The sequence below is a fragment of the Bacillus sp. JJ1562 genome (assembly GCF_036962705.1).
Taxonomy (GTDB): domain Bacteria; phylum Bacillota; class Bacilli; order Bacillales; family Bacillaceae_L; genus Ferdinandcohnia.
In genome coordinates, this window is the sequence record NZ_JBALOQ010000034.1 from 19,494 (window position 1) to 34,485 (window position 14,992).

15 protein-coding genes are annotated in these 14,992 nt (G+C 38.2%); 4 read left to right on the top strand and 11 right to left on the bottom strand.

All coding sequences use genetic code 11. From position 1 onward, the window contains the following. The 3 genes from V7097_RS18665 to mnmH all read right to left on the bottom strand — a co-directional run. On the bottom strand, window positions 1-317 hold a 317-nt coding region (locus tag V7097_RS18665), incomplete at its 3' end, for a hypothetical protein (RefSeq protein WP_335705153.1). A 154-nt stretch (window positions 318-471) separates the two neighbouring features. Continuing rightward, complete coding sequence (locus V7097_RS18670) at window positions 472-1,710, bottom strand: DUF5667 domain-containing protein (protein ID WP_335705154.1); 1,239 nt, start codon at window positions 1,708-1,710, stop codon at window positions 472-474. A 169-nt stretch (window positions 1,711-1,879) separates the two neighbouring features. After that, a complete protein-coding gene (gene mnmH / locus V7097_RS18675) occupies window positions 1,880-2,941 on the bottom strand; it encodes a tRNA 2-selenouridine(34) synthase MnmH (RefSeq protein WP_335705155.1) in 1,062 nt (353 codons plus the stop codon). Between the two features lie 159 nt (window positions 2,942-3,100). On the opposite strand from mnmH, the gene V7097_RS18680 reads away from it, so the two are divergent. The 3 genes from V7097_RS18680 (at window position 3,101) to V7097_RS18690 (ending at window position 7,032) form a co-directional block, all read left to right on the top strand. Then, the gene (locus V7097_RS18680; RefSeq protein ID WP_335705156.1) at window positions 3,101-4,213 is read left to right on the top strand and encodes a CdaR family transcriptional regulator; all 1,113 of its coding nucleotides are present in this window, start codon (window positions 3,101-3,103) and stop codon (window positions 4,211-4,213) included. A gap of 87 nt (window positions 4,214-4,300) precedes the next feature. Next, window positions 4,301-5,713, top strand: a complete 1,413-nt coding sequence (glcD, locus tag V7097_RS18685) for a glycolate oxidase subunit GlcD (protein WP_335705157.1) — start codon at window positions 4,301-4,303, stop codon at window positions 5,711-5,713. Further along, window positions 5,710-7,032: a (Fe-S)-binding protein gene (locus V7097_RS18690; protein WP_335705158.1), complete on the top strand. Its 1,323-nt coding sequence runs from the start codon at window positions 5,710-5,712 to the stop codon at window positions 7,030-7,032. Before glcD ends, V7097_RS18690 begins: the two co-directional genes overlap by 4 nt. A gap of 54 nt (window positions 7,033-7,086) precedes the next feature. Here V7097_RS18690 and V7097_RS18695 read toward each other — a convergent pair whose 3' ends face one another. The 8 genes from V7097_RS18695 to V7097_RS18730 form a co-directional block, all read right to left on the bottom strand. Further along, window positions 7,087-7,803, bottom strand: a complete 717-nt coding sequence (locus V7097_RS18695) for a polysaccharide deacetylase family protein (RefSeq protein WP_335705159.1) — start codon at window positions 7,801-7,803, stop codon at window positions 7,087-7,089. A 136-nt stretch (window positions 7,804-7,939) separates the two neighbouring features. Beyond that, window positions 7,940-8,527, bottom strand: coding sequence for a YdcF family protein (locus tag V7097_RS18700; protein ID WP_335705160.1), 588 nt, complete (start codon window positions 8,525-8,527; stop codon window positions 7,940-7,942). Window positions 8,528-8,626: 99 nt separating this feature from the next. Next, the gene (locus tag V7097_RS18705; protein ID WP_335705161.1) at window positions 8,627-9,445 is read right to left on the bottom strand and encodes an NAD-dependent epimerase/dehydratase family protein; all 819 of its coding nucleotides are present in this window, start codon (window positions 9,443-9,445) and stop codon (window positions 8,627-8,629) included. 289 nt (window positions 9,446-9,734) lie between these two features. Continuing rightward, complete coding sequence (locus tag V7097_RS18710) at window positions 9,735-10,424, bottom strand: copper homeostasis protein CutC (protein WP_335705162.1); 690 nt, start codon at window positions 10,422-10,424, stop codon at window positions 9,735-9,737. 88 nt (window positions 10,425-10,512) lie between these two features. After that, on the bottom strand, window positions 10,513-11,013 hold the full coding sequence (locus V7097_RS18715) for a DUF1648 domain-containing protein (RefSeq protein WP_335705163.1): 501 nt from the start codon (window positions 11,011-11,013) through the stop codon (window positions 10,513-10,515). Between the two features lie 158 nt (window positions 11,014-11,171). Beyond that, window positions 11,172-12,221: a hypothetical protein gene (locus V7097_RS18720; RefSeq protein ID WP_335705164.1), complete on the bottom strand. Its 1,050-nt coding sequence runs from the start codon at window positions 12,219-12,221 to the stop codon at window positions 11,172-11,174. Next, window positions 12,214-13,098: an ABC transporter ATP-binding protein gene (locus V7097_RS18725; protein ID WP_335705165.1), complete on the bottom strand. Its 885-nt coding sequence runs from the start codon at window positions 13,096-13,098 to the stop codon at window positions 12,214-12,216. Before V7097_RS18725 ends, V7097_RS18720 begins: the two co-directional genes overlap by 8 nt. Continuing rightward, on the bottom strand, window positions 13,091-13,486 hold the full coding sequence (locus V7097_RS18730) for a GntR family transcriptional regulator (protein WP_335705166.1): 396 nt from the start codon (window positions 13,484-13,486) through the stop codon (window positions 13,091-13,093). Before V7097_RS18730 ends, V7097_RS18725 begins: the two co-directional genes overlap by 8 nt. A 219-nt stretch (window positions 13,487-13,705) precedes the next feature. On the opposite strand from V7097_RS18730, the gene V7097_RS18735 reads away from it, so the two are divergent. Beyond that, entirely contained in the window at window positions 13,706-14,938 is a 1,233-nt protein-coding gene (locus V7097_RS18735) for an aminopeptidase (protein WP_335705167.1), read from the top strand. Window positions 14,939-14,992: the final 54 nt, after the last annotated feature.

Sequence of the window (14,992 nt, forward strand, 5' to 3'; positions counted from 1 at the left end):
AAACTATATTTTTCAAAAAATTCACTCTTAAAAGACTCCCACTCACCTAGAGAATCATAATATTTAGCCATGGTATTTTTCTTGCCTACATTTTTTCCTCTAACCGTAAATTCCTTTGAAGGATAGTAATGAATCTCACCATTATTTTTCAGTTTTAAAGGAATGATAACGGAAAAATCAATTCCGATTTTTTTATCACGTACAACCATCTTCTTGGTTATATTATTTTCTGTTCTCTTGATTACCTGTGTCAAACATAGAGCCCTATCATTTTCAAATGTAAATTTGTCGGCACCCTTACTTTTTACGCTAGTCATTTATTCGTCCTCCTCAGGTAGTTACTACTTTAATCTTACCACATTAAAAAATTCAAGCTATTTTATGAGGAAAAGGCTCAACCTAACAAAACGAAAAAAAGGATGAAATCCACTTGATTCCATCCTTTGAATAAATCTTCCGTCACTTTAAATTTTAGTTTTTACCGTTGCCGTTACCATTTCCATTGTTTCCTTGGCCATTGCCGTTGTTTTTACCGGCATTTTGATTTTGTTGATTTTGCTTTTGTTCTTTAGCTTTTTGTTGTTTCTCAGCCTTTTTCTCTTCTGCTTTTTGCTGTTTCTCTTGAGCCTTTTGCTGAGCTGCTTCACGCTTTTCATTTATTTTTTCTTGTTTCTTTTCTACTATAGGAACAGGAGCAGCAGCTACTACTGGTTTTGCCTCTGTTTCAGTTGTATCTGTTTCTTCGACTACTGGTTCGGATGCTACTTCTTCAACTACCACTTCTTGCTCTACAATTGGTTCTTCAGTTATTTCCCTGTTAGTTTTTTCTTTTTGCTTAGCTGCAAATTTTGCTGCTTTCTCCTCAAGTTTTGTAAGCTTTTTATCTAATTTTGCAAAAGATTTTTGAATATTTTTCATTAATGCTTTTTTAGCTGTTGGATTTTTCACCTTTTCATAAGCTGCAGCTAATGCATCAATGTTATTAGCCAGCTTAACTTCTACTTCCGTACCTTCTGTTGACTCAGCAACAACCTCTTCTGCTGTTACTTCAGCTTCAGCTACTACTTCATCAGCCTTCTCTTCAGTAGCTTCTGTTTCTTTGCTTGCAACCTCTTCAGAATCAGTTAAATTGTCAGTTGCAGCTTCTTGTGTTTCAATTGCTTTTTGAAGGAGTTCTCCAGCTTTTTCATTTTTACCTTCAGCTAACAAAGCATTTGCTTCCGCGATACGCTCTGCTGCGAAATCAGCTAGTAGTTTAGCTTCTTTGTAATCATCAGCAGTTACTGCAAGACGTACTTTTTCTATCATAATCTTTACAAAATAAAAGAAGTCACCAGGTACTAAAGAAGGTGCTTCTTCAGCTTGAACTTCCTCTTCAGTTGCCTCTTCTTGAGCAACTTCTTCGTTTTCTTTTGATACGACTTCTTCAGAAGGTTCTTCCTCTACTACTTCTTCACCTTCAACTACTTCCTCGGAACCCTCTTCGCTTTCGATTACTTCCTCAGTAGATTCTTCACTTACATTGTCTTCGACTACTTCTTGCTTAGCGTCGACATCTTCAGCTGTTCCGTAGTTAACCGGAATTTCTTCGACAACTGTTTCTTGTGTTCCGTCTTCTTTAGCAAATGCAGCAGGTGTTGCTAATGAAAGTATAAGTGCTGATGCTACTGTGCCGCTAATGATAGACTTCTTGAACTTACTTTTTGTCATTTTTTAGTTCCCCCTAATTTTGTATTACGATATAGGATTCGACGAAAGCTGACAGGTATATGACCGCCTTTTACAGGAGAAATAATAGATGGTTCTTAAGTCTAGTGATATGCTAAAAAATTACCAAAAGACCTAGTGCCAAGGACACTAGGTCTTCGCTACTTTATTATCAATTTGTTGGGGTCTTTGCAATCTTTTCCGAAATTAATTCTTCAATTTGTTGAGTAGCTTCTTCGACGTTTTTCACATGTAAAACAGTGCTTCGATTTTTTGATATTTGTTCCGCTGTATAATGATACCTTGGGTCATAGTAATATTCCAAAAGTAATTTCACAGCAGAATTGTAGTCACCAGTTTCAAGATCTTTTTCAATCTGAGCTGCAATTGGAGTATGAATTCTTTTTTTAATTCGTTGGAAGGCAGACATACATTCTTTCTGAAATTCCCATGGACGATAATCCTCTAAAATGTTTAAAACCCGTTCCTCCATCGGCAGGTCAACGAAAATATGATATCCCTGTTCTTTTATTTTCAGTAAAAAATCTGGTATAGTTGCTCTACCAACTCGTTTGCTTTCCGCCTCTAGCAAAACATAAGGAGAATCCTTTATTTTAAGTATCCGCTCAATAAACATCAGATCAAACACCTTTTGATTATGCGGCTTTTTCCCAATCATTCCAAACACCGAACCACGATGATTTGCCATGCCCTCTAAATCGAGAACGGGATATCCCTTTTCTTGAAGCTCGGTTAAGATTTTTGTTTTTCCCGAACCTGTATATCCATTTATCACCAGGGCCATAGGTTTAAATTCTCGCGCAGCTTCTTCTAATTTCTCAACGACCCAAGTCCGATATCCGCGGATTCCACCGATCAGTCTTTTAGCATTGATTCCCATTAAATCAATGAGGGTTGCAGATGTTTTACTGCGCATTCCGCCGCGCCAGCAATAAACAACCTTTTCCTCCTCAGGAAGATTCGCAAACTCTTTGATAAAGTTTGGAAGCTTGGCAGATACAATTTCGAGCCCTTTTTCCTTCGCTGCATCAGGACTGACTTGCTTATAAACCGTGCCAATTTCCGCTCGTTCTTCATCGGTAAAAATTGGAATATTGACACTTCCAGGTATATGGGATTCGGCAAATTCAGAAGGAGAACGCACATCAACGATTGCAAGTGGTTTTTCCTTCTGCAATTCCCTTAATTCATCAACTGATATATCTTGAAACATCTATTTTTTCTTCCCTTCCAAAGTGTCTATTTACACTATGTCCACATTCTCTACTACCTATTATAAAACAGAAAAACTACTTTCGCTTAAAAAATACAATTACAACAATTTTTTAGAAATGATAGAATTGATATTATTGCTGAGTACGGAGGTTTTACTATGTTAATACCATCACTTGCTAAAAAAATTATTAAAGAAGTACGAAGATTAATTGATGAGGATATTATTATTGTTGATGTTTCGGGAATAATTATTGCAAGTACTGACACAGGGCGAATTGGAGACTTTCATGAAGGGGCACTACTTGCAAGTCAGGACCAAAAGAAAATGATCATTACAAAGGACATGGAAAATCGCTTAAAAGGGGTAAAGGCAGGCATCAATTTACCTATTTTGTTTAAGGAAAAGGTCGTTGGTGTAATTGGTATTACCGGAAATCCTGAAAAGGTATCTGCATATGGAGAACTTTTGAAAAAAATGACTGAGCTTTTAATCCAGGAGAGCTATTACGCTGAACAAATTGAATTGGAGTCTCGTGCACTTGAAACCTTTGTTTTTGATTGGCTTCAACTTAAGGAAGAATCGGAAGAATTTCTTAAACGATCAGAGCATCTAGGTATCGATACAGAAATGGATCGTCTGGTTGTAATTGGAGCCATTAAGAGTGAGAACGAAATCCCACTTCGAGAAATTTCAAATCGCCTAAAGCAAAACTCATTGTTAAATGCGAATGAAATTTTTGTCAGATGGGGAAATGAACGTTTCCTCCTCCTTTTAACTGATCGTTCAAAAGAACAAATTCAAAAAGTTCTTCGAAAACTAAAACAAGAATTAGAAGGTATCTATTCTATTCAGATTTCGTTTGGTATTGGTAGCGAAGTTTCTGGTTTTGCGCTAAAATGGTCATTTGAAGAAGCCGATCGTGCTCTAAAGGTTGCCAAACGGACTAACTCAATCCAATTCGACGACGATTTAAAATTGGAGATGCTCATTCATGAAACAAGTGGAAAAGTACAAGTGGAATTTGTTAAGCGCACCATCGCTAGTCTCTTGGATGATCACGATTTGTTGAAAACCCTTCTTGAATATATTAAACAAAACCAGTCCACCAAAGAAACCGCGGAAGCACTTCATATTCATGTTAATACTCTTTCATACCGTTTTAATAAAATTGAAGAGAAAACCGGCCTCCATCCAAGAAACTTTGTAGATTTAACAACCCTATATCTCGGCATTCTATTATTGGATAAATCTATAAAAGTAATCGAATAAACACATAAATTTTTGTGGATTTCTACATAGCGGAATTGACCGCTTTTTTTTATGCTTATTATAAGAAGATTATTTGGAGGCGTATCCATGATTAATTCAGAAGCAAAACAACAATTTATAAAAATTGTCGGTCCGGAAAACTATGATGATTCAAATACAGGAAGACTTGTATACTCCTATGATGCTACCCCACAATTCCAGTCCATGCCAGATGGAGTGATTTCCCCTCGAAACAAAGAGGAAATCGCTGAAATCGTCAAGGTTTGTAATGAATATAAAATTCCGATTGTTCCCCGTGGATCTGGTACAAATCTTTGTGCAGGTACTTGCCCTACCGAGGGTGGAATTGTCCTTCTATTTAAACATTTAAACAAGATTTTAGAAATCGATGAGGAAAATTTAACAATCACAGTCCAACCTGGAGTGATTACTCAGGAAATAATAAATGCCGTAGAGGCAAAGGGTTTATTTTATCCACCTGACCCTGGTTCGATGAAAATATCCACAATCGGTGGCAACATCAATGAAAATTCAGGCGGATTACGAGGCCTTAAATATGGTGTAACACGTGATTATGTGATGGGACTTGAGATTGTACTTGCAAATGGTGAAACCATTAAAACCGGTGGTAAGCTTGCGAAGGATGTGGCTGGATATGACATGACGCGTCTTTACGTCGGCTCAGAGGGTACACTTGGCATCATTACAGAGGCTATTCTTAAGCTCATACCAATGCCTGAAACGAAGGAAACGATCCTTGCCCTTTATCAGGACTTGGAGGCCGCTGCCAAAACCGTTTCAAAGATTATCGCCAGTAAAATCATCCCGATTACGCTTGAATTCCTAGATCAGCCTACACTTGAAGCAGTTGAGGCTTTCGCACAAATTGGCCTTCCAACTGATGCGAAAGCAATACTTCTGATTGAACAGGATGGTCCAGCAGAAATTGTAAAACGGGATATTGAGAAAATCATAGAGATTTGTAAGGAAGAAAACGCAGTTTCCGTGAAATCTGCTGAATCTGAAGAAGAAGCAGAAGCACTCAGGACAGCAAGACGTGCAGCACTATCTGCTCTTGCACGGTTAAAACCAACAACCATTTTAGAGGATGCGACTGTTCCACGTTCCGAAATTGCCAATATGGTAAAAGCGATTGAAGAAATCGCAAAAAAATACGACCTAAACATTTGTACATTTGGGCACGCAGGTGATGGTAACCTCCATCCGACCTGCCTTACAGATGTCCGAAATCATGATGAAATTGAACGCGTCGAAAAAGCATTTGAAGAAATTTTTGAAAAAGCGATTGAACTTGGTGGAACAATCACAGGCGAGCACGGGGTAGGAGTGATGAAAGCACCGTATCTTGAAATGAAACTAGGTGCTGCGGGAATTGCTGCGATGCAAGCCATTAAAACAGGGCTTGATCCAAATAATATTATGAATCCAGGTAAAATGTTCGCGAAGGATTCTAGAAAACGTGTGGTGGTTTCAAAATGACAACGATGCACGAACAACAAAAAATCAAAGAAGAATTCCAATCACGGATGGATCAGAATGAGCTTTTAAATTGCATGCGCTGCGGGTTCTGCCTTCCAACCTGCCCAACCTATATCGAATCTGGCTATCAAGAATCCCACTCCCCTCGCGGAAGAATCGCATTAATGAAGGCAGTTGTGGATGGTCTCATTGAACCCGATGAGGACTTCGAAAAATCGTTAAACATGTGCTTAGGCTGTCGTGCCTGTGAACCGGTTTGTCCTTCTGGTGTAAATTACGGTCATCTTTTAGAGGAAGCAAGGGATATTGTCAATCAAAATAAAAAGCATTCATTACCGGTCAAAGCTGTGAGGAAAACAGTTTTTGAGGGTCTCTTCCCTCATCAAAACCGCATGCGCACTCTTACAGGCATGCTTGGTGTCTATCAGCGTTCAGGCATGCAAAAAGTCGTTCAAAAAAGTGGGCTATTGAAGTTTTTACCTGATAGCTTGTCGACGATGGAACGTGTTCTACCAGAGGTTCCTACCTTAAAGGAACTAAAAGATCGACCATACCATCTTGGGCCCATTGGTGTTAAAAAGAAAAAGGTTTCTTTTTTCTCAGGTTGTTTGATGGATACGATGTTCATGAAAACAAATGATGCCACAATAAAGCTGCTTCAATTAGCCGGTTGTGAGATTGTCATTCCAAAAACGCAAGTCTGTTGCGGTGCACTGCATGGGCATAGTGGTGAAAAAAAGAAAGCCAAAGACCTTGCGAAACAAAATATTATGGTGTTTGAAGAAATTGAGGCAGATTATATCATAACAAATGCAGGTGGCTGTGGTGCCTTTTTAATTGATTATGGCCATCTTCTAAAAGATGAACCTCAGTGGGCAGAACGAGCGAAAGCATTTTCAAAAAAGCTTAAGGATATTACCTCTGTTTTAGTAGAATTAGAGTTTCATAAAAAGGAGCTTTCCCTTTCGGCCCAGGTGATTACCTATCAGGACTCCTGCCATTTACGAAATGTGATGAAGACAGCTTCAGAGCCAAGAAAGCTACTTCAAGCCATTAACGGGGCAACCTATTTGGAAATGGAAAATGCGGATAGCTGCTGTGGTTCAGCTGGTATTTATAACATCGTCGAGTCTGAAATGTCGATGAAAATATTAGATTCAAAAATGAAAAACGTTAAAGACACCCAGGCAAAAACAATTGTCACTGCGAATCCAGGCTGCTTACTGCAGATGAAGCTTGGCATTGAACGGGAAGGATTATCCGATAAAATGCGGGCTGTCCATATTGTTGATTTATTGCTTGAAGCGGTTGGAGAATAAGATTAAAAACAAGAATCGTCTTTGTGTACGGGACGATTCTTGTTGAAATACATGTTAATTATTTTGAGTAGTATGAGTCCTAAATAGCATTTCTGAAACAGTTACAAATTCATATCCATCCTTTTCCAGTTTTGTAAGTATATGATCTAATGCTTGAATGGTTTGAGTTCGATTTCCACCTGAATCATGCAAGAGGACAATATTTCCTGGTTTTATCCCCGAAATTACCCGCTTTGTTATCGTGTTAACCCCTGGATTTTTCCAATCTTCCGTATCTTGATGCCACGACCATAAAACAACATGATATCCATTTTCGACAGCCGTGTTAATAATAATATCATTATAATTCCCACCAACTGGCCGAAAAAGAGTTGGGCTATACCCTGTTATTTCCTTAAGAACGTCAGTAGTTTTTACGATTTCATTCTCAAGTTTTTGGGAATCTCTCATGATACTTGAATGATTAAAGGTGTGATTGGCAATTTCATGACCATCTAAAACTTCACGACGAATAATTTCAGGGTATGTATTTGCATGTTTTCCAACAACGAAAAAAGTTGCTTTTGCTTTGTGCTTTGCTAAAACATCTAAAATATCAGGAGTGTAGACTGGATTTGGACCATCATCAAATGTGATAGCTACCATTTTCTCATCTGTCTTCACTTCCCACGTAACTTTCCCCGTTTTTTCATACTCAAAGCGTTCTTTTGCAATTGCAGGAATATGATTGAAAGACAGTAAAAGGACGATCAATAATATGCATCTTCCCAAAGAAGTTCCTCCTTTTATCGTAAGGCTTTATTGGGTAGTTTATGGATTTTTATTAATATTTATTTAAGCGTTAGACGGAATTTTATTGTATAAAAAAAATGACGAGACCTATCTCTCGTCATTAGATGCTTGTTTTTTATTTTGTTATATACTTTTCTAGATAATATTTCGTAACCGACAAATACTCGCGACTATATGCTTTTAGCAATGTAATTTGTGGGGTTTTTGCTGGTAGACCTTCCACCTTTAAACCGGCGTCTCTCGCAATTTGAATCGAACGGTACAGATGATAATCATTTGTCACAATAATCCCAAGCTTTGCATCTTGAGGGATAAATTCTTTTGAGAATTGAATGTTTTCATATGTACTTGTTGATCGGTCTTCAAGGAAGATTCTTGATTCAGAAATCCCTTTTTTCACTAGTTCTCGTCTTATTGCTTCAGCTTCTGTGATATCCTCCCCTGGTCCCTGTCCGCCTGAAGCAATTAAAATCGTATTCTCATTCTCCTTCGCATACTCTGCAGCTGCATCAATTCTATATTGCAACGCGAGTGATGGGATTTCACTGTTCACCTTTGCACCGAGAACAACTAAATAATCCGCATTTTTGGGCGGTACTGCATCCACATAATGAGAAATTTTATAATGGATGATTCCGAAATAGGCAATACCTATGATGAGTAAAATTCCAATTAAAAGTAGCATCATTTTCCTCTTTTTCAAATAGTCACAACCCCTTTAGGGCTATTCTACCATTATATCAAATGGACAAAAAAGGAATTTTCCGAAAAAAATTCATGCCCTTTTGAGGATTCACGAATTTTAGTTTAGCCAATTTGGATTTTCAAAATCTTCGTTGTATGGGATAAAGCTATCCATTTCGGTATCGGCTCGCTCCAGGACGTCCTCTGAATTCATCTTTGAGACAAATCCAAGCTCGCGCGTTGCGTTATCCGTTGACCACGGTTTATCTTTGTTATCTGATACCCCATAATATGTACCAAACTTGATGGTTGATTGGATAGCTAAATCAAATAACTGGATCACATCGTTATGACTTAATAATGTTTTATTGATCCGAGGTATCGTTTGTAAATCCTTCACTTCATTTCGTCTGACACTGCCAATTCGCAAATTAATTACAGATAGATTGTTTTCCTCTTCATATGCTAAAATATGTCCGATATTTTCTGATGCCAATTTTAAAGTGCCATATAAGGTCCTTGAGTATGGATAATCATCAATAGTGATCTCACGGCCGAGTGCTGAAATTCCATCTTTCTCATAAAAATCCGTCACATGGTTACTGCTAGCATAAACCACCTTAGGAATGCCGCGCTCAATCGCAGCCCTTAAAATGTAGAAAGATGAAAGGAAATGAATTTCAGTCTTTTTATGAAATTGTGTAAGATCTTTAAAATCATTTTTGGTGCTTACATTAAGTAGGTTAATTAGCGCATCACAATCAGCTGGAATTTTACTCACAAGATCTTCAAAATTTGTTGCATCGACCTGGATGTGATTTGGGTAATTATCTACCTTTTTATCAAGAATAATGATTTCGTATTTATTGTTTAGTCCTTCTTCAAGGATGGAACCTATTAGTCCAGTCCCACCGATGATGGCAACCTTTTTTTTCATTGTATTGCTCCCCTTTATGACGAGTCTTACTTTTTAAAATTTGTAGTTTTTAGGAAAACATACATTGGTTTGACCATCATTTGGTTACATTTTGGGGTAATAGTCGTGACGATTTGATTTCTATCGGCGTTATTTTTGTTCTATCGATTTTATTTTGATTCTATCGACGTTATTTCATTTCTATCGACGATAATTCGATTCTATCGACGTTAGCAGCCATCCTATCGATTTTAACCAAAATTCCAAAATTAAAGGATGCCCGAATCTACGTTCAGACATCCTTTTTGTATTAGCCGAATAAATCTCTTATCTTTTTAATTGTATTCCCATTAATTGGTTCACTAAACTTCCCATTTATCCTCACAGCCGAACCGAAATGATAATCGGTTGCGTGAAGTTCTTGGTGAAGCTCCACGATGTTATTATGAGAAAGACCTGAACCCGGCATAATCACCGGTGATGACTTTTCTCTAGATAGAGCCAGCATCGCCTTGAGATTTTCTACACCATCTAATGCCTTTTGTGCTCCTCCAGAGGTTAACACTGTTTGAATTGAATCACTGTATTTTTGAAGGGTTTTATAGGCTTCGATAATATCCTTCGCTTCATCAATCGCACGGTGGAAGGTAATCTTCATTCCCCCCGCCGCCTCAATAACCTTTTCGAGAAAAGCTTCATCTATTTCTCCATTTTCAGCTAAAGATCCAAACACAATTCCTGCTGCCCCAAGTTCCTTACAAATTTTTATATCCTCTAAAATAACCCGTTTGTCGTCTTCTGAGTACGTAAATGAGTAGCCATGAGGGCGGACCATGACATGAACGGGGATAGAGACCGCTTGGACAACATCTTGGATGATGCCATAGGAAGGTGTTAGTCCTCCTTCTGTCATCGCGGTTACAAGTTCTAAGCGATTTGCGCCATATTCCTCTGCTAGTTTTGCATCATTTGCATTTTGGACAATAATTTCTATTAACATTGTTACTTCCTACTTTCATAAAGGAACCATGGGGACGGTTCTGGTGGTCCCTATTAAGGAACCAGGAGAACCGTCCCTCTGGTTCCGTTCATTTTTTGCGTAATTTGATCATCTTGTACATATAATAACCCATTGTTCCAAAAATAGACACGAGCATTCCAATCATGTACCACATGCCTAACCCCTCTTTACCTTGGGCGACAGTGACCATTTCCAAAGCGCCAATCGCCAAAAAGAAAGTAAGAAAAAAATTCATTGTAATGAGCATTTTTCGCGAGTTTCTATATAGACCTTCCGCGTTTTCTGGCGTCACCTCGACAGGGTAATTATGAATATGTGGAAACATACCTATGATAAGCATAGTTTTAAATAAAAAGGTTGCGATTATGGGGAGGATAAGAACACTCCATTTTCCACCCCAGCTATCGGGCTCCCCTGCGAAGTTAAAATGGGTCGGAACTCGATCTGGAATCTCGCTCCAGTTTATGATGATATATACATATATACCAAGTAAAAATAAAACCGAGAGCGACACTAATATTTTTTCAGAAAATGTTTTCGGCAACTTCAAAATAGGTCTTTCAGACATAACAACCACCCCTTTACATACTTTTTATACGATGCAGGAGTGGGAAAGGTTTCATTTTAGGAACCAGGGGACGGTTCTTGTGGTCCCAAGATGTGTTAAATCGAAAAACATTTTGTAGAACACCCACAGGAACCAAGAGAACCGTCCCTCTGGTACCCTCATTTTGTTCCATTTTGCATTCTCAATCCTGCTAGTTTGGTTAGGATGATATAGGCAACTATGCTAAATCCAAGTCCCCCTAGGTGGTAGGATAGAAGATTTAGAGCCGAGCCAAATACCATTCCACCAAATAGGTAGAAACAGATGATCACGCCAACTTTCAGGTATGGAAGCAGCTTCTCATATGCCAAAATTTTACCGTTGTTTTCACTTTTTATTCTAGAAGCCAAAAGGTTCATAAAGAAAAGTGATAACCCTGTTACAATAGTTGGAACAATAAGGAAAAGAAGTCCAAAGGTTGGAGTAGATTGCTTCCAAACAAAGACATCATTGATGAAATTATCAACCTCAATTAGCATGATAGGAAATGATAGAAAATCAAAAATCAAACCAACATTGTATACTTTATATAGTTGATAAAAAGGTGTTCCCGTAACCGCATAATAATGAAATCTATATGCCTGTATGACCAGATTATATAAGCCGTAGGGCAGAAATAGAAAAATAATACTAAACGCAAATTGCGAAACAATACTCGCCCCAATAAAACCAATGAATAGACTAAAAGAATAGATTCCCACGAGTGAGAAAAGGGCGATGATGAAATAGATTCCTAATGCTGATAAAGGTAAATAGTCGTGGATCGCAGAATTTACTAATATAAATACTGAAATTAGTACGCTAACACCTAATGCAGCAATGATATGTGCGATCCCAAACAACCATTTATTAAAAAAGATTTCTTGTCTCTTATATGGTAGTGACAATGTAAAATCCAAACTTTGGTTTGTACGTTCTAAACCAATTAGAATGGAAGCTAGTAACACAACCACAATCATTTGAAATACCCCGACATCCATAAAGTCATGGAAATGAAAGGAATAGTTTTCTAAGGACCCCGATTCCTCCATGTGAAGTCGCATGGAGCGTTCCTGAATATCGATAAACCCGAAAAATTTGTAAGCGAAGTAAAGACACACCAACCAAAGTCCCCACACCACAAACTTCGACTGCTTGTAATTCCTTAGCCATAGTGCTTTATTAAACAATTTCATCCCCTCCTAATGCTGACACAAACATGTCTTCAAGTGACATAGGCAATTCCTCTAAAAGAATAGGATGATTTTCTCTTAATCGGTCTACTGTTTCATCTGTATTTCCTTTTATTAAAAGTGTATTTACACGTCCAATTTGACTAATAACTTCTATATTTGAAAGCTTACTAATCTCTTCAGGAATGCCATTTCCCTTAAAGACTACCTGTACTTTTTTATAGTGCAGTTTAGCATCCTCCATTGTAACGATGGACTCGACTTCCCCGTCCTTCAACATAATGATTGTATCTGCGATTTTCTCTAGCTCATCTAATTGATGACTTGAAATAAGTAGAGAAACTCTTGATTCCGCTACTTCCTCTAATAGAAACTGGAGAATTTGTCTTTTTATTATCACATCTAGCCCATTGGTTGGCTCATCCAATATAATCAGTTTTGCCTTTGTTGAGATAGCCAAAATCATTAACAATAATGCCTTCATCCCACGTGAAAAGGTCCGGATTTTTCGCTTTTCTGGAAGGTTGAAACGCTGTAAAAGCTGATAAAAATACTTTTTATCAAAATTCACGTAAATCGCTTCATATAAAGTTACGAGCTCTTTAATACTGTAGCCATTAAATGTTGCAATTGAATCAGGAACAAATACCATATCCCCTTTGACCTCAGGGTTTGTCACGATATTTTTCCCTTGAAACACAACCTCCCCCTGATCTGCATCTAAAATTCCAACAAGGCTTCTTAGCAGCGTTGTTTTTCCGACTCCATTTCGTCCAACCAATCCAACAATAGACCCTGCTCCAATTGAAAAAGAAATATTTTGTAAGACTCTTTCTCCTTCAATGCTTTTTGAAAGATTATAGACGTTAAGCATTGCTGTCCTTCCCCCCTAACTCCTCGACATACTTTTCGATCCACTCAACAAATGTTTCTTTATTTATCCCTAGATAAGAAGCCTCTACGAGTAAAAGCTTTAATGATTGTTTGATTTCCTCCACTTTTTCATCATCCACCTTCTTTGGAATCTGTTCGGAAACAAATGTACCCTTTCCCCTTCGCGTTTCGATAATTCCCTGTCGTTCAAGCTCTTGATATGCCTTGCTGACAGTGTTTGGGTTAACAAGCAAGGTCGAGGAAAGCTCACGAACACTTAATAATTTTTCATCAGGCTGAAGGGCTCCTTTTAATATGAGTTCCTTAACTTGGTTTACAATTTGTTCCCAAATTGGTGTATTACTACGTTCATCTAAATGAAAATACAAACAAAACACCCCTTTCAGTTAATCTATGCCATTCGTGTTTTAGGTGTATTATATCATGTAGTACACTCAATACATTATAGGACATCAACTTTCATGTCAATATACATTCGCCTAATTTTGTGAAAATTATATTTCGTTACCAAATTCGTTTCTGGTAAACTAAAGGAGCAATACTTACTTTCGTGCTAGATTTTCAGCACCCTACAAAGGAGAATACATATGTCTAAGTTCGAACAAACGCTTGAAAAATATGCTGATTTAGCTGTACGCGTTGGGGTTAATGTTCAAAAAGGACAGAACCTTCTTATTCATGCACCTATTTCAGCTGCGGAATATGTAAGAAAAGTGGTGAAAAAAGCCTATGAGGCTGGAGCAAGAAATGTATTAATCGAGTGGAATGATGATGAAATTATTCGCACACGTTTTGACCTCGCACCCGATGAAGCGTTTCTCGATTATCCAATGTGGAAGGCAAAAGGAATGGAAGACCTTGCGGAGAACGGAGCAGCCTTTTTATCCATCATTTCGTCCAATCCGGATTTATTAAAAGGCGTCAACCCTGAGCGAATTGCTCATGCGAATAAAACGGCAGGTCAAGCGTTGGAAAAGTTCCGAAATTATTCTCAGGCTGATAAAGTCAGCTGGTCTGTCATTGCTGTCCCTTCAGAGAGTTGGGCAGAAAAAGTATTCCCAGACTTAGCTTCAGAGGAGCAAGTGGAAAAATTATGGGATGCCATTTTCCAAGCAGCTCGTGTTGATGTTGAAGACCCTGTTCATGCATGGAAGGAACACAATGCGACTTTGCATGCTAAGGTTGAATACTTAAACAAGAAAAGATATAAAAAATTACATTATAAAGCACCTGGAACTGACTTAGTGGTCGAACTACCTGAAGACCATGTATGGATTGGCGGCGGTGGTGAGAATGAACAAAACATTGAGTTCGTTGCCAATATGCCAACTGAGGAGGTATTTACAGTTCCTAAAAAAGACGGTGTAAGTGGATATGTTAGCAGTACAAAGCCTCTAAATTACGGAGGAAGCTTAATCGACCAATTTACATTAACCTTTGAAAATGGACGCATCATTGATGTGAAGGCAGAAACAGGTGAAGATACATTAAAACGTCTTGTGGAAACTGATGAAGGCAGCCACTATTTAGGAGAGGTTGCACTTGTTCCACATAGCTCACCTATTTCCCAATCAAAAATTCTTTTCTATAACACGCTATTTGATGAAAATGCATCCAATCACTTCGCAATTGGAAATGCATATGCCTTTTGTATTGAAGGTGGTAAAACGATGTCTCGTGAGGAGCTTGTGCAAAAAGGTGCAAACTCAAGTATCACGCATGTCGATTTCATGGTCGGCTCAGGCGATATGGATATCGACGGCATTACTGCCGATGGCACTAAAGAACCTGTTTTCCGCAACGGGAACTGGGCATTTTAATTAGTAAGGCACCATCAGGATTATTAGCTCCTGGTGGTGCTTTTTTCATTCTAA

Excerpts from the sequence above, each read along its gene's own strand:
- V7097_RS18710 (WP_335705162.1), bottom strand. The coding sequence starts at position 10,424 with ATGTTAATAGAAATTATTGTCCAAAATGCAAATGATGCAAAACTAGCA.
- V7097_RS18725 (WP_335705165.1), bottom strand. The coding sequence starts at position 13,098 with ATGCTTAACGTCTATAATCTTTCAAAAAGCATTGAAGGAGAAAGAGTC.
- V7097_RS18670 (WP_335705154.1), bottom strand. The coding sequence starts at position 1,710 with ATGACAAAAAGTAAGTTCAAGAAGTCTATCATTAGCGGCACAGTAGCA.
- V7097_RS18680 (WP_335705156.1), top strand. The coding sequence starts at position 3,101 with ATGTTAATACCATCACTTGCTAAAAAAATTATTAAAGAAGTACGAAGA.
- V7097_RS18690 (WP_335705158.1), top strand. The coding sequence starts at position 5,710 with ATGACAACGATGCACGAACAACAAAAAATCAAAGAAGAATTCCAATCA.
- V7097_RS18715 (WP_335705163.1), bottom strand. The coding sequence starts at position 11,013 with ATGTCTGAAAGACCTATTTTGAAGTTGCCGAAAACATTTTCTGAAAAA.
- mnmH (WP_335705155.1), bottom strand. The coding sequence starts at position 2,941 with ATGTTTCAAGATATATCAGTTGATGAATTAAGGGAATTGCAGAAGGAA.
- glcD (WP_335705157.1), top strand. The coding sequence starts at position 4,301 with ATGATTAATTCAGAAGCAAAACAACAATTTATAAAAATTGTCGGTCCG.
- V7097_RS18735 (WP_335705167.1), top strand. The coding sequence starts at position 13,706 with ATGTCTAAGTTCGAACAAACGCTTGAAAAATATGCTGATTTAGCTGTA.
- V7097_RS18705 (WP_335705161.1), bottom strand. The coding sequence starts at position 9,445 with ATGAAAAAAAAGGTTGCCATCATCGGTGGGACTGGACTAATAGGTTCC.